Below are 23,513 nucleotides of genomic sequence, written 5' to 3'. Positions count from 1 at the left end.
ATTGCTTAAAATGTATTTTATGACTATTTAAAAAAAGAAGCAGTGTTTTGCTTCTTTTTTTAAAACTCATCTACGATTTTTTCAACGTCTTTAAAATAACCATCATCTACTTCTGTAAGCTTGCTGCTTTTCGCCGCTTCGAGTAAATGAGTGAACCAAGTTAGTTCTACTTTCAAATGCATAATCGTGCGCATAATGATCGACAGATTTGCAATGGAATGATCGACCTTTTTAACTTGGTACAAATTTTGCATTTTTTCTAAATAAGCTGCCGTTTCCTCAATCTTTTTTTCTAAAGCAGAAGCCACTTTTTTTTGATCCACGTAAGAAGTAAATGAAAGAGCAGCATAAACAGGTCTATGCATATGCTCTTTTTTTAACAGCTGTTCAAAATAAAGGCGTTCAAATTCTTCTCTTCCTGCATCCGTGATAGAATAAACGGTCTTTTCAGGTCTGTTCGTCTCTCGAATCACATCGACTACTTTCACCAACTGATCTTTTTCGAGCGTATCAAAAGCGTAATATAAAGAACCGCTTGCAAGTTTAATATAGTGCTTCATTTGTCTTTCATTAATGGTTTGCTGAATTTCATAAGGGTGCTTATTTCCTTCCATTAATAAGCCCAGTATGACTAATTTAACACTCATAACACCTTTCACCTCTTGACATGCATCTTATTTAGTAAAAAAAGCACGAATAAATTCGTGCCTTTTCTATTTTTGAGCTGCCGGTTCCTTAGCTTCTACCCGCTTTTTAGGGGGAACTTCCACTCGTTCATTTCCCATTAAAAAGACAGTAATAATAGCTACTGCAATTGGAATAAGAGCAAGCATAAATGCATACGTGATCGATGTAGACATAGCATCAACAATCTTATCTAATATTTGAGGCGGAATGCTGTTTCGGGCACTTGATTGAAAAACTGCACTCGGATCTCCTATTTGAGAAAATGCTCCTTGTGATCCATTTCCCATACCTTGAAAATTGCGCTGCAGCTCATTTGTAAATGTATTGCTTTGAATCGTTCCAAAAATCGTAACTCCCAGCGTCATTCCTAAAGAACGAGCAAATGAGTTTGTTGAGTTGGCAGAACCTCTAAACTGTGGATCTAGCTTATGAGTTGACGACGTTGGTAAAAGAGAAAAGCTAAACCCTACGCCAAATCCAGTCAAAATCATAAATACCGTGAGCATCCAACGAGGTGTATCAGGTTCCATTGTTCCTAACAAGAACATTCCTACTGCAAATGAAAAAACGGACATAATCATCAAGTTTCGGAAGCTTGTTTTTGTGAGAAAAATCCCGCCGATCGCACTTCCTGCTACTGAGCCTAACATCATCGGAGTTAAAATTAAACCTGCATTTGTAGCAGAACCTCCGTAGACAGCTTGAACGAAAATAGGAATAAATACCGTTAAAATAATAAACGTTGCTCCGTATAAGAAAGCGAGAATCTGTGATGTTGCAAATAAACGGCGCTTGAACATCCAAAATGAAATAATCGGCTCTTGCGCGCGCTTTTCCACAAAAAAGAAGAGTGACAGCGCCACAGCAAAGATAGCAAAAAGAGATAAAATTTGCGGAGAAGACCACTCATACTCTTTTCCTCCAAGTTCAAGAGCAAACATTAAACTTACTACTGAAATGACAAGAGTGGCTGCACCAGCCCAGTCAATTTTTTGCTTTTTATGACTTTTTGACTCTTTATAAAAGCGCATAATAAAAAATAACGATAAAAGTCCAATTGGCACGTTCACGTAAAACACCCAGTGCCAGCTGATGTATTCCGTAATGTAAGCACCGAGAAGTGGACCAAATACGCTTGCTGAGCCAAAAACGGCACCTAATAATCCCGTCATTTTCCCGCGTTTTTCAGGAGGGAAAATATCAAATACGATGGTAAAAGCAATCGGAAGAAGCGCTCCTCCTCCAATTCCTTGAATCGCTCGGTAAATACTTAGCTGCACAATGCTTTGTGCTAAACCACACAATGCGGATCCAAGTAAGAATACGGTTAACCCAAAAATAAAAAACCGTTTACGGCCGTACATATCAGATAGTTTACCAAATATCGGCATACCTGCCATCACGGCAACCATATAAGCGGACGTAACCCAAACAAACTTATCTAATCCGCCTAGATCAGAAATGATTTTCCCCATAGCCGTCGCTACGATGGTATTATCCATGGCTGACATAAAAATACCGAGCAGCAATCCTGCTACGATAAAACGAATATGTTTTTCTGATGAAACCATTTCAGTTCCTCCTTTCGCGTCATCTTTTTGATGAACAGAAATGATAGCTACTTAAATTATTATATTCAAATTTGAGTATTTTACAATCTTAAATGTGCTATTTTTTAGAAATAAACATAACAAAAGCGTAATGGATTCATTACGCTTTTACTGTGAGCTGAGGTTCTAATTCGATCTCTACATTTCCTTGAATGGCTCTTGAAATCATACAGGACGTTTCTGCTTTTTTTATAAGTCGATTGATTTTCTCTTCTTGGGCCGCAAATTTAGGTGTGACGATCACGTGAGGTTTATGAATGATTTTTTCGTACGTAAACACACCATTCGTTACGTCCACGATAGCTTCTGATTCCATCGTTAAAGCCTCCTGATGGATTCCACTTCTTTCTAGCATCGCTGCAAGCGTGATAATGTAGCAGGTGGCTGCTGCTCCTAGCAGCATTTCATCTGGATTTGTCCCGGCTCCTGGCCCGTCCATTTCTGGTGGAATAGAAATGCTTGTTTTTAATTGCCCTGCTTCAATTGTTCCCACTTCATTTCGGCCTCCTGGCCAATTTGCTTGCAAATGAAAGTGATGTTTTGCCATAGTGTATCCTTCTTTCTTCTATATAATGATGTATACTTAGCGTACCTTTTTTGCTCATAAAATAAAAATGTTCTGCTTGTAACAGCAAAAAGACTGCTAAACGTGCAGTCTTTGTTGTTCTCTAACTTAAAGGTACTTTCTTTTCGCTTTCAACGACAGTTTTGATTAATGAAGGCAGCCAGTCCTGCAGGTTCGTAAATGAATATCCCCAAAAGCTAGCTTTTTCATTGCTCATCGTCCAAGAATGATCTACTCCGTACGGAGAACTATTTTCATCCGTTAAACGAGAGGTTGTTCTTGCTGTTTTATCCGCTGCTTGTTCAATATATGAAAATAAATTTTTGAGTGAAATGGTACCATTTGAACAAGCGTTAATCGGCCCTTTTAGCTTCTGTTCTGCACACCAAACTAAAAATTCACCTGCTTCTTCCTGTGAAATGAAGTTCATTTCTGCTTCAATAGCCGGTACACCAATTTCTTCTCCATGCATAATTTTTTCTATGTGAAAACGCAAGCGGTCCGTATAATCATCTTTTCCCATAACAATTGGAAAACGGACAGCTGTTACCGAAAACGGTGCTTTTTGAAAGAATACTGCCTCGGCTTGGCGTTTTCCTTCTTGATAGGAAATATTTTCACGGCGTGTATATGAAATAGGATACTTGTATGGATCAAAATCTTCTTCATAACACGTTTTTTCTAAAGAACCATATACTGAAAGAGTCGAGGTAAGTACATAGTGACTCGTACTATGACGAAAAGCTTCAACAGCAACAGCTGCGCCGTGTGAAGAATAGCATATTTGATCGAAGATAACATCCCATTTTCTTCCTCTTGTTGTTTCGATTACAGAATCTTTTTCTACACGATCAAGAAAAATTCGCTCAACTCGGTCGCCGAAATCATCCGGTGTTTTACCTCGCGTTGCTAACGTAACCTGTACTCCTTTAGAAAGCAATGTCTGAACTAAATTTTTTCCGAAAAAACGCGTTCCACCTAACACAAGTGCTGTTTTCATCTTTTTCTCCACCTTTCATATTTGATATGGGTGACCATACCATTATTATCCAACTTTTTCATCCATAAAGCTATGAATCTTTCCGCTTATTTTTTTGTACTTCCACCTATTTTTTCGCCACTGCCGTGTTAAGATGTACATATCTAACCAAAAGGAGCGACAGCGATGAATCCTTCTCCACTTCCCCTTAACGAACGTCTTGTTGTTCTTGATATTATTCGGGGCATTGCTTTGCTGGGCATTTTTTTAGTGAATATACCGGCTTTTACTTCTCCGATATTTATTTTTCAGCTGTACAATGTTTCTTATAAGTATGAAGGAATAGATGCTTATATTGATTTGTTCTTGCAGCTGTTTGTGCAAGGGAAGTTTTTTACCATTTTTTCTTTTTTGTTTGGACTTGGATGCGGAATTTTTTTGCATAGAGCTGAAGAAAAGCAGTACTTTGCCGCTGCTTTATGGTCAAGAAGAATGGCTGCTTTGCTATTAATCGGGCTTTTTCATCTTGTCTTTTTCTGGTATGGAGACATTTTGCATGTGTATGCTATTGGCGGTTTTTTATTATTCTTTTTTTACAATCGAAAAGCTAAGACGATTTTGCTGTGGGCAATAGGCTTGCTATGCTTTTTTTATCTTTTGGCTTGTATGCAGTTTTTTATTCCAGCACACGTCTTGCAGGAGGCTCAGTGGGAGTATAAAGCTTTACATGAACATGTCTTAACCCAATATTTATCCACCTACAGGCAAGCAGACTATTTATCTTGGCTGTTTTATCGTTTGAATGTTGAAGTGGTGCCTATGCTATTAAATCTACCGTTTTCTATCTTTCCCGTATTTTCTATGTTGTTATTTGGCTTATATACTGCTAAAAAAGGATTGGTACATAATATCGAACAAAATCGTTCTTTTTTCAAGAAAATTCAGTCAATAACAGGCGCAGCAGGTTTCACTTTAACTATTATTCTGGCCATGCTAAAAATAGAGATTTTAAGATACGAACTCTATCAGCAGGCGGCCATTCACCTTTTTACAAGTTTGAGCGGCATTTTTCTATGTTTTTTTTATCTTACCACCTTACTGTTATTCCTGCAATTTTCTCCTTATGCTTCAATGCTGGGTCTTTTTAAGTATAGTGGAACAATGGCATTAACAACTTACCTTAGCCAAACTTTAATTTGCCTGTGGATGGTTCGAGTCTTTGGTTTATACGGAACTCTTACCTTAACGGAAAGCACGGTTATTTGTCTCATCATCTATACACTCCAGCTTTTTCTTAATAAGTGGTGGCTTTATTATTTCTATTACGGTCCGTGTGAATGGTTATGGCGGAGCTTTACATACCGATCTCTCCCGCCTCTTAGGCGGAATAGAAAAGCTTCAGCTTAACAGCAAATCGGCCTTCAAGGTTGAAAGCCGATTTGTCTCCTTTACTGCAAAGGCGGTATAGTTATTCGTTTAATTCCATTTGTCTCAAACTCTCGTATATAATCCATTTCTCGATGAAAAATTTGCATAAAAACTTCATTTTTTATTTCTTTAGTGGGTCCTATTTGCTCTATCACATCTCGTTTAGCCATGCGATAGGCTAGCGCTTCCCAAAACACTTCGTTATCGTATTCTCCAATAATATCTTGAAGAGAATCTTCATGTTCTTCTGTAAACATAACCTCACTGTTTAGCGTGTGAAAAGGTCCTTTTTCAAGGAAAGGCTCTGCGTGTGAAAACATTTGTTTTTCTACATCCGTATATTCCTGTGCATGCTCATCTTCCACTCCAGAACATGCTGTGACCATCCAGTTACCTAAATAAATTAAATCAAGCAGTTGAAAAAAGTGCGTTTCAGATAGTTGAAGTTCAATATCGTTTTTTACAGGAGCTTTTGACATAAGCGCGGATCTCTCCTTTAATTTTGAGGGTAGTTGCTACTAAATAAAATAGCTAAAAGGGTTAATATGCAGGCTAGCAGGAAAACTGAAGAAATGGCTTCACCTCTTTTCTGTAGTGTAAAAATAGAGGTACTGACATCCAAAGAAGTGAATACGAAGGGTGTAAACTTATCATAATCGAAATAAAGACAAGATACAAGACTTTTTTACTAAATTTTCTGACTATCTTCGTCATAAATACCTATTTTTGTTTTGTTTATACTAGAAAGGTCCGGAATTTGTGTGCTGAGCTGTTCAAAATAAAAAAGCGCTGAACCAGGCGCTTTAACGGTGTAAAAAAATAGATAAACCAATAAAAAAAGCAGCTAAAATAAAATCAAAAATCCATTGCCACTTCTCACGTTTTAACAATACGTGCTCTACCCCTGATAACAGCGAACTTATACTAACCAAAACAAAAATAAAGCTCAATTGGTTAAACGAAAATTTAGTGACAAAATTTGATACAAGTATGACTGCTACGGTGATGAACAGTGCCATTTGACTTATAAGTACCCATTTAATTCTCTGTTTATATCCGTCTTTTAAAGCTTGTAATAAATCGTTGCTGATCACTCTCACTAAACCCCTTTTGTATTCCTATCGTCAAAAGTAAGAACGCAGCAAAAAACGCTTCTCTGCATCTTAACTACTTAGCAAAACTAGCTATTAAATCGAAACATAAATATCAACTTGACTGTACTCAGGATCAATACAGCGTTCATCATATAGTTCAAAATCTATTTTATAGGCACGATGATTTTTTTTAGCCCACTCGCGAATATAAGCCCAAGCCTCTACGACTACCTGTCTAGCTGGCCCAACAGCTGTTGTAAACACCATATATTCACCTTCTGGGATGATGAACTCTCTCATATCCTCTTTCAGTTCGCCGCCGGGTAAAACTTCGTAGCCGAGAGCAAATGTAAAATCCATTTTTTGATTATATTCAAATTCTGTATAAAGAGCAAATGTATTACCATTTACTTTATTGGCGATTTTATTAGCTAACTGTTGTTTATAAAAAGTCTGCCAGTGCTCAGGAATAAGACCTGTGCCCGTTTCTTCCACAGGTTCATCTGTTCGAATAGGCACTCCTACAACAGTGAATTCATTTACCTTGACTACTTTTTGACTTACGACTAAGTCAGTCAACATATTGAGCCCCCTTAATTCTTCTTTTTCTGTAGTTACAATGAGGGAAATACTTCTTAATATGCATTTTATTTGTATTCAAAGAAAACGTCAACCTTTTATGCAAATCCCTTAACGAAGGGGCTGAAGATCCTTCTTCTAAACTATAAAAAAACGATTCTATTTTCTTTGTACACATCATACGTATAAGATACCCCTAATTTACAATAGAGTGAGGTAAAAAAATGAAGATCATTGAACTTGCCGAATTCATTAAAACAAGTAAAAAAACAACTAAACTTGCTCTCTCCTCTTCTACAGTACAGTATACATTAGAAACAGATGATTTGAAAATTGAATTAAAAACAGGCGGCACGAATAAGCGAATCGTGTTTTTTCGCATCTTCTTAAAAGGAACATACAAGGATTGGATTTGTTATCACCGGAACGAACATCATATTTACGAATTGTATCAAAATATTCCTTTATCTCCTAAAATGCAAAAGCAGCTTTTGTATGCTATTGCATCATAAAAGAGCTGGCTTAGTTAGCCAGCTCTTTTATCGGTATATCTTTTGTTTTATATATACTAAGCACAATGCCAATGAACACCGCATTTGCAATTGTGGGACCCATACCATAACTTATAAATGGCAACCATACACCCATAATTGGAAGGAGATTAAACGACATACCTAAATTATAAAGCAACTGAAATGCATACACGCTTACGCTTCCGGAAACAAGCATTTTTCCAAACGGATCGCGAATCTGTTTAATTAACAGTATCATTTTTACTAATAAAGCACTCAACACTAGCATAATAAAAATTGAAATTCCCCAGCCGTAGGCATAGGTCAAACCTGCATATACAAATTCTGTGTCGATTCCACCTATTCGGTATCCCTCTGATGGATTAGCTTGAGGAAGCCACTCAGCTTGATGGAACAGGCGAGAAAGATGTACAGGGACGTAGCCTGCCCCTGCTGGATCTTTCCCTAGATGCAGCACAATTGATAGACGACTTAAGTAATAAGAGCTTCCTGAAAGGAGCAGCATAACGGCTATAATTATAAACAGTGTGAGCAGAAACAACAAAGTGATCTTTTTAGCATGTTTACGAGCACTAAATATAAACATAGAAGCGATCATGATGATGTACATCATCACATTAGGAATACTAGTTAAACGCCCGTATAAGACTAAGGTTAAAATAAATAGTACTGCTATAATGGGAACGTTACATGACCTACGTTGTAAAATATATCCCCAACCTATTAAATAAAATATTAAAATGAAATTTAAATCTAGGCTAAAAAAAGATAGGTTTACTACGGTTGTACCTTGAACGTTTGGTTGAATCCTTTCTGGCAATATATGCAGATTAAATACTACAAGGAGGAGTGTAGGAGCTATAAATGCTACCCACCCCCACTCTCTCCACTTGCGGTAGTTTTGAAAAGCACATACTGCTGTCAGGGCTAGTCCAATTAATGCAGTAATAAGTTTGGTTTCCATTGATATAGATGAACCTAGCTTAATTGTCAACATTCCTAAGCCTAACGCTGCAACAAATAATGAAACTAAGATCCAATCAATCTTTGTGCGGTATAGCTTTTGAAAGCGTCTGCTTAGTTCCGCTGAACTGCCCATTTGTTCAACAGCTTTTTTTTCAGCTTCCTCTTGAGAAACACCGCGCTGAATAGATTCTCGTTCTAAGTTTTTAATATGGGCATCAAGCTCTTGATACACTGCTTCTTTTGCTTCTTTATGTTTTATTTCTTGAGTAATTGACTGTAAAAATTCTTCTTTTTTCATTGTCCTCCTCCTAATAACCCTTGAAGGACAAAAGCTGATCGTTGACTTCCATTTTCTAAGCTTTTCATTACCTTTTTACCTTTACTATTCAGCTGATAGTATTTCTTCTGATCTTCTTTCCAGCGGCTTGTTACGTATGATTTTTGCTCAAGCTGATGCAGCAGAATGTACACAAACCCTTCTTGTTCATCAAACTCTTGAATTCCTCTACTCCGTAGTTTTTGAACAAGTTCTATTCCATTTTTTTCAACTGACAGAAGCTGTAGCGCTGGCAGTAAAATGTTTTCTTGTTTTATTTTTCGCTTAATAGCTTGCTTGTGCTTGTCAGTAAACTGCAGGTTTTGGAATACAGATTGCTTCATTGAGCCTTTTAGATGACGTAATCTTTCATCCATATTAGCCCTCCTCTATCATTTGTTTTAACAATTCTTTTCCACGCCGTAATCGTGTTTTAATCGTATTAGAATTAATAGATAAAAGCTCAGCTATTTCTTTAATTGTGTATTCTTCGAAATAATGCAGATAAATGAGTTCTCTATACTTTAATGGAAGACTCATTACAGTTTGAACCAATTCTTCAGACTCCTCTTTTTTTACCATTTCTTCTTCGATCATTTCTTTGCTTGATTCAAAAATCATATGTATATGTTCTGTAAATTGCATTTTTCGCACGTACCAACTTTTTAAATAATCTTTGCAGTGATTAATAGCAATGCGCCATAACCAAGTTTTCAAACTAGATTGCTTAGAATACGTAGAAAGAGAATTATAAAACTTCACAAAAATTTCTTGTGTCAAATCCTCACTAACAGTAGAATTTCGCACGTAAGAATATACAAGCTGCAAGATGGATTGACCATATTCATTCATAGCCTCTTCTAAAAGAATTTCATACTCTTCTTGCTCTACTAATGCAAATAGCAAATCGTTCACTTCACTCACCTCTTTTTCAATACATTAGACGAAGCTCAAGCCAATTAGGTTTTAAATTACTCATTTTTTATCAAAAAAACACCGGAAGCTTTGGGGTCAGTCCCTTGCTCCGGTGCTTTTCTTATTTATGCTGTAGCTTTGTAAACGAATGTTTGTGCGGCTTTGCATGTAACTTTCCCTTTGTCCATTGAATCCCTCTGTATAAATAGTACGAGCACCAAAAAACTGCTGGGACGATAAGTACATATGCGACGATACTATTTGTAAAGAAAGAAGAATCTATGGAACGAAGCAATCGATAGGTCTCATTTAATATACATATATGCACGACATAAATGCCAACTGAATTTTTCCCAACCTTTGAAAAAAACGAGTTTTTGCCAAGACTTGGACTGCTTAATACGAATAAAAACAATGATGCCGATAAAAAAATCGTAGAAATAAAATAGTCTCCGGGCTTGCTGTGCTGGATATTGACCAACCAGTAGCGCTCGGCGATCTCTAACGCTGAAAACACAAAAAAGCTGGCTAAATAAATCATGGGCCTTACGTTTAATACTGACAGAATTTGCTTACCATAAAGGGCAAACATAGCTCCTAATACTGTATAGAATAAACCAAAGAACAGGGCATCTCTCGTTTGAAAAGAAAGTGGAAAAAATAAAGAATAAGACTGTCCAAATAACCCAGTTACATATAATACGGTGCTGATAATCATTAATAAACCGATCTTTTTCCATCTTTGAAATAAGAAAACGATAACAACAGCCCAAATTAACGCAATCAAGTACCAAAGCTGAAATCCGCTTGTGTCACTTCCATAATAAAAGATATCTTTGAATGTGATGGATGATGTTAAATAATCAGCTACTGCATCTTTTCGCTCTGCTAATGTTCCGTGGTTTTGAAATAAGCGCAGAACTACACCAAACAATAAATAAAAGATGAACCAACATGCATAAAGCTTTGAAATATTCCACGTGTATTTTTTTAAGTATGCAGAAGGTTTTGGATGTTTTTGAATTTTATTCATAAACAAATACCCTGATACAATAAAGAAAAAAGGAACCGCGAATCGTGCAAATGTGTCAACAATGACATCTAGCACATTTTCCTGGTTCCCTAAAAAGAAATCGTCATGTGATGGATTAACATGAATACAAACCACAAACACTGTAGCAAAAAACTTAATAAAATCAATTGAATAATTACGTTCCATCTTGTTGTCAGCTCCTTAAAATAAACTCGAGCTCTATTTTAGCATAATTATCCAAACGAAAAAGACATTTTGGTAAAATTAACCTTATAGTCATGGAAAAATTTTCTTAACTTCCAATATTCTAGTCTTGTTTACTTGTATGATGTCTTTCAATATTCCAAATAAATGATTCTAAAGAACTACAAAACAAAAAAACAGATTACCGTTAACCTGTTTTTTAAATTAACATTTTCCATGCAAACTTATTATCTTGTTTAATATCGATTTCTTTTTCATGCAAAGCCTGCACATGCTGTTTAATTTGTTTGAGAAACAGCATTACTTCTCCGCTTGATACGGCAGCTGAGTTGAGAGATAACGAATGTTTTTTAGCAATTTTTAATTCCTCTGTTTCCACTGAAATACTCACGTGGCGAAATAAGTGCCAAGGGTAATAAACTGTTTTAAAAGATTTTGAGAAATAAATTCCTTTAGAACAAACGGTAATCCCCTCGGTTTTTTGAAGAGGATATGTATTTAAATGAGCTACAATTTTTTCTTTTGCAGGTAAATAGAGCCTGTTTCGCATCTCTTTTTCAACTTCTTCACATAGTTGTCCTGCTACCGACAACACATCTTTTGGATCAGGTGTTTGATGAATTTGAAAAGATGAACAAATAGAAGTTAATTCTTTTGAGGATACACATGGATATATATAGTCTTGACACATATATTCATGGGAATGAGTGCGAATAAATTTCTTGATTTTTTTTAATAGAGATACTAGCTTTCTAGCTGAGTAATCGTTTTGATTGACTTGAAATTTCTCCACGTCATTAAAACAAATCATTTCTTCTTTTCGAATGGTAATGGATTGAATATTAGCGAAATCTTCCCATAACATTTTTCCTTTTTTCATCCCTCTGCTTTTCCAGTAAATCCCCTTATTTGTAAAGCAAATTCCCCTTTTATCTAGGCCCGCTATAAAAGAGCTGTGTAAATACGCAATTATTTTTTCTTGGGGCTGAAACTGAAAGTATTTGCTAGCCATTTTTTTGTAGAAACTAGGTATTTGCATTACATAAAATTGACTTTCTCTATAGATTAAGCATAAGTCAGTCAAATAATTAGTTTTCAGCGTCGCCACGCTCTCACTTCCTTTTTGAGTGTAAATAACCGTACCCATTTTTTTCTATTACTTTATAAACGTTTTTTGATGAAAAAAGTTTCAACTTTTTTTGTTTTTTATGAAAAAGCTTTAAATTGAAGCATTCCTTTCATCTAGGAGGTTATCTAATTACTCACTTATTCAATAATCTTATTTTAAACGTTCCCTACTTAATTAAGAAACTAAACCAGATAATAGCAATGCTTACCTGCTTTATCCAAATCATCCCCTGTGAACAAAAATAAACCGCAGCGTTAAAACGCGATGCGGTTTGTTTTTTAAGCTAAATAAGCTTCTTTTATTTTTTCATTGTGAATTAATTCCGGTCCTTTTCCTTGCAAAATAATTTCTCCCGTTTGAATCACGTAGCCTCGATGCGCGATTTGCAGTGCTTGATAAGCGTTTTGTTCAACGAGCAAAATGGTCATTCCGCTTTTATTTAATTCCATAATAATCTCGAATATCTTTGTGAAAAATGTTATTTCTGGAAACGATGAAAAAGATTACTGTTTATGTACCCCTTTTTTCTCGCAATCTTTCATAATAGATTCAATCTCATATACAAAGAGAAGCTGAAAAAATAAAAATATAGTTATTTTCTACAATATACTCTTTGGCTGTATATATAACAAAAAAGCATGTCACCATAAAGAAACATGCCTTGTAACTATTTAACCTAAAAAAAGGTGCATATTATGCACCTTTTTATGACCCTTTGTTTTCCGCTTCTCCCCGAGTTTAACTATTGTTTCGTAATGCCTGTGATCCCTCTTCCCCTGTTCGGATCTTAATCGCATTTTTTAATTCATAGATAAATATTTTCCCATCTCCAGGCTGACCTGTATTTAGTACTTTTCTTGCTTTATCAACAACGTCGGATACGGGAACTTCGCAGACCACAATTTCCACTTTAATTCGGGCGTGCATATTGTCTTGTTTTTTGACCCCCCTGTAAAGTTCCGTAATGCCTTTTTGCAATCCGCATCCTAACGCATCTGTAACCGTAATACCGCTCACGCCAATTTTTGCTAGTTCTTGCTTAAGCTCTTCAAACTTTGAAGGGCGCGTAATAATTTCAATTTTTGTTAAAACATCACTCACTGTGCCCACCCCTTTTACATATTCGATTCGTGATACGCTCTTTCACCGTGCAGCGTAATATCAAGCCCGAGCGTTTCTTCTTCTTGTGTTGCGCGTAGAGATACTACCAACCCAACCACTTTAACAATAATGAAGGTAGCGATGCCGACAAATAGATACGTTGCTACGATAGCCACCAGCTGTTTCCATAGTAGACTTGGGTCTCCGTAGAATAAACCATTCGCGCCGGCATCATTTACAGAAGTTGTGGCAAATAAACCCGTTGCGATACCTCCCCATGTTCCCCCAATACCGTGAAGACCAAATGCATCTAACGCATCGTCGTAACCGATTTTCTTTTTAAGTGAGAAGATACCCCAGAAACAAACTGCTCCGCCGATAAAACCAATTACAATAGAAGCAAACGGTGTAACGAATCCACAAGCTGGTGTAATAGCTACAAGTCCAGCAATCGCTCCCGAAACGGCTCCAAGCAGCGTAGGCTTTTTATTAATAATCCACTCTACTACAAGCCAGCCGATAATTCCTGTTGCTGCCGCTGTATTCGTGTTAATGAAAGCCGTCATTGCAACGCTGTTAATAGTTAAGGAACTTCCAACGTTAAATCCAAACCACCCGAACCAAATCAGCATTCCGCCTAAAAGAGTTAGCGGTAAATTGTGAGGTGCTGCAGCATCGGCATTTTTTCGTTTTCCAACAACAAGAGCTAGAATTAATCCTGCTACACCTGATGAAATGTGAACGACGTTTCCGCCAGCAAAGTCAATAGCTCCTAGTTCACGAAGCCATCCGCCAACTCCCCAAACCCAGTGTGCAACGGGTGCATATACAAATAATGACCATAGGATAGCAAATAAGATAAATGCTGAAAACTTCATGCGCTCTGCAAAAGCACCCGAGATAATAGCTACTGTTAACACAGCAAATGTTAGTTGAAACATCATAAACATGTTATGCGGGATCGTTGCGCTGTAGTCCCCGTTTGGAGTGAATCCAACGCCTTTTAATCCCACCCAGTCCAAGTTTCCAATAAAAGCATTGCCACCGGTCGAAAATGCTAACGAATAGCCAGCTACTATCCAAAGAACAGATATGACAGCTAATGAACCTACGCTATACATCGCGGTACTTAACATGTTTTTACTTCGAACCATGCCTCCGTAAAACAATGCAATAGCTGGTGTCATAATCCAAACCAATAATGCTGAAAAAAACATAAATACTGAATCGCCCATTTGCATGATGATTTCCCCCTTAAGTACGAATAAATAACCCCTAAATTTAATGTTAGATTATATAACATGTTTTGTTATGTTTACTATCATATTTGATTTATATGTATTTAGCAACTACTTTTTGCAAATTTATTCAGAAAATTTTTGTTTTTTTATCCTCTTTTCTTTTTGTTATTTATTTTCCTATGTACACATAAGCTGAAATATCATTTATAATTGTTAGAATTTCTAACATAAAAAAATCCTCTTCGTGGAGTAGAAGAGGATTTTTCTTTACAAATACATATATACACCTGGTCCTAGAGGAATACCGAATACAGCAAAAACAATCAACATTATAATCCAAATTCCTAAGAAGGCTAAAGTATAAGGAAGCATAAGTGAAATGATGGTTCCAAGCCCTGCTTTTGGCTCGTATTCTTTCATAAAGGCTAAAATGACAATCATGTAAGGATTTAAAGGAGTGATTACATTGGTAGACGAATCTGCTATTCGGTAAGCTGCTTGAATAAATCCAGGGTTGTACCCTAACAGCATGAACAATGGAATAAAAATAGGTGCTTCTAGTGCCCATTGAGCAGAGCCGCTGAAAATAAGAAGATTCAGCAGAGCTGTTAAAAATACAAAACCAATTACAACGGGAAAGCCTGTTAGATGTAATGCATTCAATATATCCGCTCCTTCTACTGCGATCCACGTTCCAAGATTCGTCCAATTAAAGTAGGCAATAAATTGAGCAGCCGCAAAAATAAGGACGATGTAGCTTGCCATATCTTTCATCGAATCAGTCATATAAGCAGGTATATCTCTAGAACTTTTGATTTTCCCTACTGTTATTCCATAAACAGAGCCAACTACCACAAAAAACAGCAGCGTAATCGGAATGATACCATCTAAAAAAGGAGATGGAACAATTCCGCCGTCCTCATTTCGTAGAGGAGAGTTGGGCCAAAATAAGAAAACAGCTAGTACAACGACATAAATACATGCAGCAACGATACTGTTTTTTAAGCCTCTTGCTTCTGCCTCACTAATTTCACCAAAATCATTGCGTTTTTTTCCTTTATAATTACCCAGTCTAGGTTCTACAATCTTTTCAGTGACGATCGCTCCTATAATAGTTAAAACAAATACAGAAGCCGCCATGAAGTACCAGTTCGCTGCAGGACTGACAGCAGCGCTTGGGTCAATTGTTTTAGCAGCTTCAGTAGAAATGCCCGATAACAATCCATCGGTTCCGGATATAATAAGATTCGCTGTAAAGCCTGATCCCACCCCAGCAAATCCTGCCGCTAATCCAGCAAGCGGGTGCCTTCCTACTGTATAAAATATCATTGCTGCAAGCGGAGGAACGATGACAAAAGCAGCATCTGCCGCTAAGTTGGCCATAATTCCTGTAAAAATGATGGCGTATGTAATAAGAGCTTTTGGAGCATTTAAAATCGTTTTCTTTATGGCCACTTCAAGCAGACCTACTTTTTCTGCAAGTCCGACTCCAAGCATCATAGCAAGTACAAGTCCTAGGGGCTTAAATTCAGTGAAATTGGTCAGCATCGATGTTAAGATATACTGAATGCCTTCATGCGACAACAAACTTTTAATTGGAAGAGTCTTATTAGTACCAGGATGGACCACTGTTACTCCCATACTATTAATAGCAACAGACGCTAATACGATAATAAGCGCTAAGCATACAAACAAAATAAAAGGATCAGGTAGTTTGTTTCCGAATGCTTCTACTCTTCCTAATAGTTTGTCTAGAAAGGTTGTTGGATGTGGTTTTTGCTCTGTTTGCAAATTAGGTTGTGCCATACTTTCTCTTCCTTTTCTTTTAGATTCTTTTTGTTTTTTTCCTTTTAATTACCAAAAAGACTATTAGTACATAATAATCTGAATATTTATATTATTCAAGTATTATTTTTAAGGAATTTTTATTTATCTATTAAAACTAATAGCATTTAGATAAATAGAAAGCCAGAAGAGATCTTTTGAATCGACAATCAAAAATAACAAAAAGCTCTCCGTTTGAAGAGAGCTTTTTGTTATTTCGCTATACTAGATGGGGCAGACTCTTTTCCTGACTCGTTAACAGCTGTTACATAATAACGAGACTGAGATGCGTCGGAGTCGGCAAAGCTTTTTCGCTCAAATTCCGAAACGCTGCCAATATGGACAAATGTTCCGCCTGGGTTCTTTTTATAAATTCGGTAACCGATAATATTGCCTTCTCGTACCGCGTACCACGTAAGCAAATTACCGCTCATCTTTACATGTGTGGGAGGTTGTGGTGCAGTTGCTTCACGCTCCAATTCTTTTGCTTGGTCAGCTTTTAGTTCTGTATATACAACTAACCTCTCTTGATGGGTTCCTTCTGCACGGTCAAACGTGCCTGTACACGTAATTAGATTTAAATTACGTTTGTTGCTGTACCCAAAAATTTCGTTTAAAGGTGCCTTATCTCGCGGATAGCTTTTTGTACGTTTAACAACAAAGGTAAGCGTGGTCCCCTGTGCATCTCTTACGGTAATTTCATCGTCTTTTTTTAAGTTTTTTAGATTGTAAAAGACGGCAGGACCGGTTTTACTGTCTACGTGTCCTGCTAGTACAGCATTTCCTTTTACGCCAGGTTTAGCTCCTGGTTCAAACCAAGCAACTCCATTTTCTGTAGATGGCGCTGCCATTTCACCGCTGTCTAATAACCCTACTTGTTCAATTGAAGCCTCCACATGAATAGCTGGAATGGACACTTTTGCAGGAATGATTCCTTTGAATTCTTTGTTTAACTGTTTGGCTTCTGTTTTATGCTTTTTTAATACAGCAAATTCCTCTTCAAGCGTTACCCGGCTTTTTAAATCCTTTGATTGTGCTTCTTTTTCTTTTTGCTTAGCTGCATTCTGTTGCTTCATTTCTTTTGCTTCTACCATTTGTTCTTTAAAATATAGTCCGCCGCTAACAAGCAGGACTAAACTTAATATACAGTAGGCGAGAACAATCGCTTTTTTCACATCGTCACCTCGTTTCACAGCTGTTTATAAAAAAGAAGAGAGAACAACCTCTCTTCTTTTTTTAGGACTCTTGACTTGTAATTCATAAGGAAAAGGAGAAAAAATATTATTTGCTTACTGGTTTCTTGCGTAAAATAACTCCAGCTGTTAATACAGCTAACGAACCTAGTGCAATATAGATCGCTGTTAGTGGGTTCATCGTTGATTCAGATGCCCCGCCCATACCTGTTTTCGGCATATCTGTTGGCATAGCTGTCTCAGCAAACTTATCGGGATTTTGTTTTACAATCGCTTCACCTAAAGCTTGGCCGACACCAAACATTAATTTATACCCTTCACGGTACGTATCATAACTTCCAGCGTAGTCGCCGGATGCATATTGCTCAAATGTTTTAATAACCGTATCTTCATGTGCTTTTATAGCTGCCTGTGCGTCTGCAGTTGGAAGGTTTCCATCTGTTGCTGTTCCTAAGAATGTACCAAATTCTTGCGCGAATTTATGGAGCTTGTCTTTAGCAGCTTTTTCTCCTGCTTCATCCCCTTTTACTTGTGCACTTACTAGTTCAGCTTGGGCATTGATGTGATCTCCTTGCCAAATTTTTTCGAATTGTGCAGCTCCTTCATCGCCATATACTGAACCGATTGCAGCTTTAAAATCTGCTGTGTTAGCATTTTCTAACCAGCTAACATAGTCGTAATCTTTTGAACCGTTGAACCCTTTTTCCATTCCCATTGTTGCTAAAGCAAAATGTTCTGCTGCTAAGCTGTTTAATGAAGAACGTAAATCTGCTGCTGGTGTATCTACTTTGGTATTGTCAAATTTATCGGGCATTTGCGTTACGATTGCATTTGATAACGCTTTACTAATGGCAAACATTTGCTGATATCCTTCGCGGTATGTTTTAGCGGCCGCTTCGTAGTCACCTGCTACATAATCTTCAAATGTTTCTTTTACTTGGTCTTCATGTACGCGAAGCGCTTCTTTTGCTGCATCTTCAGGTAGTTTGCCTTCCGTAGCAGTACTTAAGAACTTAGCAAATTCATTTACGAATTGATTTACTTCTTTATCTACTTCAGCCATGGCTTCTTTGTCATTTTCTTTTGTTGCTTTTACAAAATCATCTGTGTAATTGTTATGTTCTCTGAAAATTCTTTCAAATTCAGCTGCCCCTTTATCACCATAGACAGACGCAATAGCAGGCTCCATGTCAACGGCATTTTGGTCCAATGCTTTAAACGCAGCGTCAGCGTCTTTAGAACCGTCATAGGCTGTTGTCATAGCGGCAACGGCAAGCGTAAAGTGTTCAGATAATAAGTAGTCTAAGTTCGCTCGTAAATCTGCAGCTTTTGTTACTGCCGTTGGTTGTGCTTCCTCTGCGTTTGCAATTGTGGGCATCAATAGTGAAGCTCCTAGTACAGGGATCATTAACTTTTTGCTTAATTTCATCATTTTCCACTCTCCTCATTTTTAGTTGATGTACGCTACTTTTTTCATTCTTACTACATCTTAAATCATTAAACAGATTGAACATTTTGAATATTCTTTATATTTTACCTTCATGTTCTCCCGTATTTAATGACTCTTTTTAGGAAGTATTCTCTTTCTATCTACTAAACGATTGGCGAATGACCTTGGATCACTTTTTTAAAACTTTTTTAAGATGTCATTTTCGTCAAGAATTCCTTCCCTTTCTACTTATCTAACGAACGCTTTGTTCAGCTAGATCACTTTTTTTGAAAAAGTTTTTAACCGCTTTTTTCAAGAAGTACTTCCTTTTCTACTTACCTAACGATCACCTTATTCTGTTGGATCACTTTTTTTAAAATTATTTTAAATTCAAAAGAAAAAGAAAGGTTTCTAAAGGAAACCTTTCTTTTTCTCTTTACTTATTTAAAAAATTCCACATCACGTTGTTTACTTCTTGAGGCTTTTCATGCTGAGGGGCATGAGATGCTTCAGCTAATCGGTGAACAGATATGTTTGGCACATATTCTTCAATACCATCTAAGTTTTCAGGCATAAAAGTAGGATCTTGATTTCCCCAAATAATTTGTACCGGGATGTTTAACACTTCTTCTTCTAACGGAAACAAAGATTTTCTTCGAAGGTCTTCTTCCGTGAAAATCTTTAAATTGCGGTAATAACTTAGCATGGACAGCACAGAGCCATTTTCCCAAGAGTTCATGTATGCTTGAACATCATCAGCTGTTAGGTATCCTTTTTTTACACCTGGGTCGATCACAAGCTTACGCAAACCTGAGAAGTTGTCTCGTTCCATATAGTCCTGTGCTTCTTGTTTTTGAAACCATTTCATATACTCGCTTGCTTTTTGCTGATTTTTATTTGTTCTAAGCTCACGCATAAATGTATAAGGGTGCGGACCGTTAAAAGCAATTAATTTTTGTACATATTCCGGGTAGCGATAAGCGAATGTCCATCCGATTCCTGCTCCCCAGTCATGTACAACTAGCGTGCAGGAGCTATATCCTAGGCCTTCAATCACTTGGCGAATATCTTCTACTAATACATCAATCTCGTATGATTTTAGTCCGCTTGGCTTTTCAGATAAGTTATATCCTCTTAAGTCCAGAGCAACTGTGTGAAAATCACTAGAAAATTCATCTATCTGGTGTCGCCAAATATGCGAAAAGTCAGGAAACCCATGAAGAAATAGCATAAGCTCTCCTTGTCCCTTGCTTATGTAGTGCAAATTAACGCCATTTACGTTTATATACTGTTTGCTCATTGTTCATTTCCTCCTTTTATGTAGCTGTAGAGCAGTATAACGCTGTAAAAAATGAACGTCAATTCATTTGCTTCGTTCACTTCTTTTTAGTTCTTTTTATGAATATAGTTAATTATTTAGAGTGGATTTTTTTGAAGGAGTGATTAACAATGGCTCATATCTATTCAAAGGGCTGGTTTGTTCAGCAGTTAAAAGCGGCCAATATATCTAAAATCGATGGAAGAAAGCTAGAAAGTTATAAAACCTACATTCTTCGTAATTTACATGCTGAGCTTATAGAACAAGGTAAAACCAACGGCTAAGAGAGGTTGAGACATAACGAAATGAATCCCATCTAAAGATTTACAAAATGAAACCTACGTTTGTCCTAATAAAAAAACGAACCACTAATCAAAAGTCTTGATTAATGGTTCGTTTTTCATTTCGTCTAAAATATTTTTGTCCCATCCACTTTTTTTACAGCGATTGCTGAATAAAAGATAATACGCGCTTTACATATTCTTTTTTGTATACATGATAATTTTGAACGTGTTCTGCTTTATCAGTTTTCCAGAAGTGAAAAGCATCCGGGTGTGTTTTAGCCATTTTTTCACTTTCAGTGTAAGGGATTTTTGTATCTCCTGTGCTGTGTATAAATAAAATTGGTCGAGGGTAAATATGCTCGACTGCTTTAATAGGACTAGCTTCAGCAGGATTTACATCTGCAATAACAGGAAGAATAGCAATGGTTAGCGGTGTAAATGGAAAATTTGGTAAATGAGACCATACAGATAGATTTTCTTTTAAATAAGAGGTTAAATCACTAAAAGGACTATCGGCTACCACTGCTTTTACGTCGTCATCTTGAGAGGCTGCTAATAAAGAAGTGGCTGCTCCCATTGAAATGCCGTAGAGCACAATTGGCTCTTTTGTTGTTTCTTTCATTTTCTGAATAACGCCTAATAAATCGAGCTGTTCTTTTACACCAATCGTCGTTTGATTTCCTTCTGAGTCTCCTGAATCTCTAAAGTCAAACATGACTACTCGATATCCCGCTTTTACAAATTCTTTACTCAGCGGCAGAAAGCCAGCTCCTTGTGCTTCACGGTTATTTCCGTATCCATGTGACATAATAACAGTCGCTTTTGGCTGTTCCGTTGGTTCAATCATCCATCCTTTTAAATGGGTTATTCCGTCTTTGCTCAAAAATACTTGATTGCTATAGTGCATGCCGTAATCACTAGGATTTTTCACAGCAGGATTTTTATCTAGTTTTGTCAGGCTTATGCCTACATAAAGAGAAATGGCCGTACAAAGTACAAAACAAAGAATAACAAAGGATATCAGGCTGATCCATATTGTTTTTTTCTTTTTACCTGTATTTGTCTGTCGATTTAGAACTGGAGTCAAGCTCGTTCCTCCTTTTTATCTAAGATCATCTTTCCTATTCTTATTGCTGCTTCCCTTTCTCCATTTTAAAGCTAGCCCATCTATTTTATGAATAAAATTCGTTTTATTTTCCACATATTTTTCCGGTTCAAAGCGATAGCGATGCGCTAGTTCTGTTTTCAACGTTTCGTATTCTTTGGCTGCATCAGGGTGAGTACGCAGATAATCTCGAAACCATATATGCCGATTAATTTCTGGGTGGCCTTTTTCATAAATATGAACGTGGTGAGTTCTTTCATTTCCACCTTTTTGGAAGTATCGTCTTCCTTTTATGCCGTTTTCACCTCTCGCTTCGTAACCAAGCTGTTCCATCTTCTGATTATATGTATCTACTTTTTTTATATCTTTTACTTCAATAAGTAAATCAATAATCGGTTTTGCGCTTAAGCCGGGAACAGCAGTGCTTCCGATATGATGAACCTCTAAAACTTGAGCTGACATTATAGTTGTTAAGGTGTCAGCTTCTTTTGAAAATTCCTTTTCCCACGCGATATTATGAGGTGTCAGCTGAATTTCTCTTACGGACTTCATCTTCAATTCCTCCTTTTGTAACGAAAAAACTGCTTACTATAGAATAGCCTATAATAAGCAGTTTTTCATCATTTAACATGTTATTAAGTTTTATCTAGCAAACGCCTGCTTCGCTAAATTAACAACCGTCATATCATCCATTGGAGGATTGTGGAGCCCAGCACGCACGTCTCTATAATACCTCTGCAGCGGATTACTGCGCTGCAAGCTACGCGCTCCTACTATGCGCATGGCTTTGTCAACAACCGTACAGGCACTATTGGTCACTACGTGTTTGACAGCTGCTAATTCTCCCGCTAATGCTGCTCGGTCGCTTGTTTCATCCCATTTGTTTGCCACGCTGTACATAAAGTGACGCGCCTGCATGAGTTCAAGTTCCATCTCTCCGACTAAACGCTGCACATTTGGCAACTCGCTAATCGTTCCTTCAATACTATTAGGCGAATATTCTGTAGCAAATGCGACAGCATAATCTCTTGCTGCGATGGCTGTACCCATGTAGCAAGCTGGTATATGAAGCAACCAGCCGCTTGGCTCATTCTTTTTAAAGCCACCTAGGCGTTCAACAAGAAAGTCTTGTTCAATATCGACATTTTCTAGCACAAGATCGTGACTTCCTGTCCCGCGCATTGCAATCATATCCCATGTTTCTTCTATTGAAAGTCCGCTTGTTTCACGAGGAATTAAAAATAAGCCGATCTCTTCTTCACCTTCAATGCTTGCTTTTACTAAGAAGTAATTTAACACTGGAGACATCGTGGTGAATGTTTTTCGGCCATTGATTCGCCAGCCTTTTTTTGTTTTTACAGCTAGCGTTTCCGGTTTGCCTCCTCGAGTAGGACTTCCTGTCTTCGGTTCAGTAGCAGCGGTATTAATAAGTGCACCTTTTTCTATTTCTTTAAAAATAAAATCGAGCATTTGCTGACTCCAAGGCTGTTTTTCACGCAAGTCCATTGTAATCCCCATATGCCATCCAATACTAAGAGCTGTAGAAGCGTCCCCTTGAGCAATTAATTCTTGAAATAATAAAAAATCATAAAGGCGTAATTCATCTCCTCCATAGTTGCTTTCTAGAGAAAGACGTGTATAGCCAGCTTCTTTTAACTCTTGAATATTTTCAAACGGAAACGTACCTTCTTCATCTATTTTAAAAGCTCGTTTCTTAAATTTTTCGACTAGAGGCAGCAGTTTTTCATACGTATCCTTTTGATTTTTATTTACAAATGAAACACTCATTTGCTTCATCTCCTTTTTATATGACAGAGTGTCCCTATCGGATTAATATATGGTTCTTATCATAGCATACCTCATCTTTTCTGTGCATGTTTGGTGTGTTTATCTTTCTCGTTAAATCTATTCTTTTTCCAATTTAATGGTCTGTTTCACCTACACATTCCATACATTTAATGGAATAAAAAGAAGGGAATG

The 23,513-nt window shown here is 37.1% G+C and carries 24 protein-coding genes and 1 pseudogene; 3 read left to right on the top strand and 22 right to left on the bottom strand.

The genetic code is table 11. The features are described from left to right. Positions 1–59 precede the first annotated feature (59 nt). The 4 genes from ACWATA_RS09755 to ACWATA_RS09740 form a co-directional block, all read right to left on the bottom strand. The gene (locus ACWATA_RS09755) at positions 60–647 is read right to left on the bottom strand and encodes a PadR family transcriptional regulator (protein ID WP_028412866.1); all 588 of its coding nucleotides are present in this window, start codon (positions 645–647) and stop codon (positions 60–62) included. Between the two features lie 66 nt (positions 648–713). After that, positions 714–2,258 carry an MDR family MFS transporter gene (locus tag ACWATA_RS09750; protein ID WP_028412865.1) on the bottom strand — a complete coding sequence of 515 codons (1,545 nt, stop codon included), beginning with the start codon at positions 2,256–2,258 and terminating at the stop codon, positions 714–716. 139 nt (positions 2,259–2,397) lie between these two features. Continuing rightward, a complete protein-coding gene (locus tag ACWATA_RS09745) occupies positions 2,398–2,844 on the bottom strand; it encodes an OsmC family protein (protein ID WP_099000296.1) in 447 nt (148 codons plus the stop codon). 121 nt (positions 2,845–2,965) lie between these two features. After that, positions 2,966–3,862: an NAD-dependent epimerase/dehydratase family protein gene (locus ACWATA_RS09740; protein ID WP_028412863.1), complete on the bottom strand. Its 897-nt coding sequence runs from the start codon at positions 3,860–3,862 to the stop codon at positions 2,966–2,968. Between the two features lie 165 nt (positions 3,863–4,027). Between ACWATA_RS09740 and ACWATA_RS09735 the strand changes: the two genes are divergently transcribed. Next, positions 4,028–5,248: a DUF418 domain-containing protein gene (locus ACWATA_RS09735; protein ID WP_473049787.1), complete on the top strand. Its 1,221-nt coding sequence runs from the start codon at positions 4,028–4,030 to the stop codon at positions 5,246–5,248. A 41-nt stretch (positions 5,249–5,289) separates the two neighbouring features. On the opposite strand, the gene ACWATA_RS09730 is transcribed toward ACWATA_RS09735, so the two are convergent. The 3 genes from ACWATA_RS09730 to ACWATA_RS09720 all read right to left on the bottom strand — a co-directional run bounded on the left by ACWATA_RS09730 (position 5,290) and on the right by ACWATA_RS09720 (position 6,945). Next, on the bottom strand, positions 5,290–5,748 hold the full coding sequence (locus tag ACWATA_RS09730) for a hypothetical protein (RefSeq protein ID WP_033579407.1): 459 nt from the start codon (positions 5,746–5,748) through the stop codon (positions 5,290–5,292). 324 nt (positions 5,749–6,072) lie between these two features. Then, complete coding sequence (locus ACWATA_RS09725) at positions 6,073–6,363, bottom strand: hypothetical protein (protein WP_013057601.1); 291 nt, start codon at positions 6,361–6,363, stop codon at positions 6,073–6,075. 93 nt (positions 6,364–6,456) lie between these two features. Continuing rightward, positions 6,457–6,945, bottom strand: a complete 489-nt coding sequence (locus tag ACWATA_RS09720) for a GyrI-like domain-containing protein (RefSeq protein ID WP_028412859.1) — start codon at positions 6,943–6,945, stop codon at positions 6,457–6,459. Between the two features lie 221 nt (positions 6,946–7,166). Here ACWATA_RS09720 and ACWATA_RS09715 point away from each other — a divergent pair, with 221 nt between their 5' ends. Then, positions 7,167–7,454, top strand: coding sequence for a hypothetical protein (locus ACWATA_RS09715; protein ID WP_028412858.1), 288 nt, complete (start codon positions 7,167–7,169; stop codon positions 7,452–7,454). A 10-nt stretch (positions 7,455–7,464) separates the two neighbouring features. Here ACWATA_RS09715 and ACWATA_RS09710 read toward each other — a convergent pair whose 3' ends face one another. From ACWATA_RS09710 to ACWATA_RS09655, 12 genes and pseudogenes are all read right to left on the bottom strand, one after another. Then, complete coding sequence (locus tag ACWATA_RS09710) at positions 7,465–8,739, bottom strand: FtsW/RodA/SpoVE family cell cycle protein (protein ID WP_473049786.1); 1,275 nt, start codon at positions 8,737–8,739, stop codon at positions 7,465–7,467. Beyond that, entirely contained in the window at positions 8,736–9,134 is a 399-nt protein-coding gene (locus tag ACWATA_RS09705; RefSeq protein WP_033579410.1) for a PadR family transcriptional regulator, read from the bottom strand. The genes ACWATA_RS09710 and ACWATA_RS09705 overlap by 4 nt, the downstream gene beginning before the upstream one ends. 1 nt (position 9,135) lies before the next feature. Then, complete coding sequence (locus ACWATA_RS09700) at positions 9,136–9,672, bottom strand: sigma-70 family RNA polymerase sigma factor (RefSeq protein WP_099000299.1); 537 nt, start codon at positions 9,670–9,672, stop codon at positions 9,136–9,138. A gap of 121 nt (positions 9,673–9,793) precedes the next feature. After that, positions 9,794–10,891: an acyltransferase gene (locus ACWATA_RS09695; protein ID WP_099000300.1), complete on the bottom strand. Its 1,098-nt coding sequence runs from the start codon at positions 10,889–10,891 to the stop codon at positions 9,794–9,796. Positions 10,892–11,108: 217 nt separating this feature from the next. Next, positions 11,109–11,789, bottom strand: coding sequence for a hypothetical protein (locus tag ACWATA_RS09690; RefSeq protein WP_223546143.1), 681 nt, complete (start codon positions 11,787–11,789; stop codon positions 11,109–11,111). A gap of 527 nt (positions 11,790–12,316) precedes the next feature. Next, positions 12,317–12,505 (bottom strand): annotated as a pseudogene (locus ACWATA_RS09685) (ABC transporter ATP-binding protein); the annotation flags it as partial. Between the two features lie 271 nt (positions 12,506–12,776). Continuing rightward, positions 12,777–13,139, bottom strand: coding sequence for a P-II family nitrogen regulator (locus ACWATA_RS09680; protein WP_013057611.1), 363 nt, complete (start codon positions 13,137–13,139; stop codon positions 12,777–12,779). A 14-nt stretch (positions 13,140–13,153) separates the two neighbouring features. Then, positions 13,154–14,380, bottom strand: coding sequence for an ammonium transporter (locus ACWATA_RS09675; protein WP_028412855.1), 1,227 nt, complete (start codon positions 14,378–14,380; stop codon positions 13,154–13,156). Positions 14,381–14,647: 267 nt separating this feature from the next. Further along, a complete protein-coding gene (locus ACWATA_RS09670) occupies positions 14,648–16,186 on the bottom strand; it encodes an AbgT family transporter (protein ID WP_205689623.1) in 1,539 nt (512 codons plus the stop codon). Between the two features lie 230 nt (positions 16,187–16,416). Next, positions 16,417–17,379, bottom strand: coding sequence for a class F sortase (locus ACWATA_RS09665; RefSeq protein WP_033579418.1), 963 nt, complete (start codon positions 17,377–17,379; stop codon positions 16,417–16,419). Between the two features lie 106 nt (positions 17,380–17,485). Beyond that, a complete protein-coding gene (locus ACWATA_RS09660) occupies positions 17,486–18,829 on the bottom strand; it encodes a hypothetical protein (RefSeq protein ID WP_033579419.1) in 1,344 nt (447 codons plus the stop codon). Between the two features lie 433 nt (positions 18,830–19,262). Then, complete coding sequence (locus tag ACWATA_RS09655; protein WP_099000303.1) at positions 19,263–20,126, bottom strand: alpha/beta fold hydrolase; 864 nt, start codon at positions 20,124–20,126, stop codon at positions 19,263–19,265. Positions 20,127–20,275: 149 nt separating this feature from the next. Between ACWATA_RS09655 and ACWATA_RS09650 the strand changes: the two genes are divergently transcribed. After that, positions 20,276–20,428, top strand: a complete 153-nt coding sequence (locus ACWATA_RS09650; RefSeq protein ID WP_081732856.1) for a YflJ family protein — start codon at positions 20,276–20,278, stop codon at positions 20,426–20,428. A 154-nt stretch (positions 20,429–20,582) separates the two neighbouring features. Here ACWATA_RS09650 and ACWATA_RS09645 read toward each other — a convergent pair whose 3' ends face one another. The 3 genes from ACWATA_RS09645 to ACWATA_RS09635 form a co-directional block, all read right to left on the bottom strand. Continuing rightward, positions 20,583–21,515, bottom strand: coding sequence for an alpha/beta hydrolase (locus ACWATA_RS09645; RefSeq protein WP_367078026.1), 933 nt, complete (start codon positions 21,513–21,515; stop codon positions 20,583–20,585). A 15-nt stretch (positions 21,516–21,530) separates the two neighbouring features. Continuing rightward, on the bottom strand, positions 21,531–22,085 hold the full coding sequence (locus ACWATA_RS09640) for a GrpB family protein (protein ID WP_473049785.1): 555 nt from the start codon (positions 22,083–22,085) through the stop codon (positions 21,531–21,533). 90 nt (positions 22,086–22,175) lie between these two features. Continuing rightward, positions 22,176–23,321, bottom strand: a complete 1,146-nt coding sequence (locus ACWATA_RS09635; protein WP_473049784.1) for an acyl-CoA dehydrogenase family protein — start codon at positions 23,319–23,321, stop codon at positions 22,176–22,178. Between the last annotated feature and the right edge of the window lie 192 nt (positions 23,322–23,513).

Source organism: Priestia sp. USM5, from assembly GCF_058323215.1.
This window is presented reverse-complemented; position numbering and strand designations above follow the sequence as displayed.